This window comes from Treponema sp. R6D11 (assembly GCF_054786075.1).
In genome coordinates, this window is sequence record NZ_BDHD01001093.1 from 1 (window position 1) to 390 (window position 390).

The window sequence follows — 390 nt, forward strand, 5'->3', positions numbered from 1 at the left end:
TTTTAATAGTCGTTTTATGTTTTTTGAACATTTCGCAAAACATTAGAGGCTTGTTAATCGGCGGGATCATCATTTCTGCTCTCGGGCTCATAGATGATTTTTCGAATTTGAAAGCGATATTAAAATTCTTTTTGCAAATTCTTGTTTCGCTTTTTGTCGTTTGGCATGGGATTAGAATTGATATATTAAATATACCGTTTTTGGGATGGCAAATCCAGCTTGGCGTATGGGCGGTTCCTCTAACTGTGTTTTGGATTGTTGCTGTAACTAACGCTATTAACTTAGTGGATGGGCTAGATGGGCTTGCAGTCGGCATTTCGACTATTAGCGCGATAACCTTAGTTGTTGTGTCGCTATTGGCAGGCGACCCCGTTGTCGCATTGCTTGCAG

At 40.5% G+C, this 390-nt stretch carries 1 protein-coding gene; it reads left to right on the forward strand.

Annotated features, from left to right (window positions below; all coding sequences use genetic code 11):
* Positions 1 to 107: 107 nt before the first annotated feature.
* Positions 108 to 390, forward strand: a 283-nt coding sequence (locus tag ACYVTD_RS17615) for an MraY family glycosyltransferase (protein ID WP_461248918.1), incomplete at its 3' end; no start/stop codon positions are given.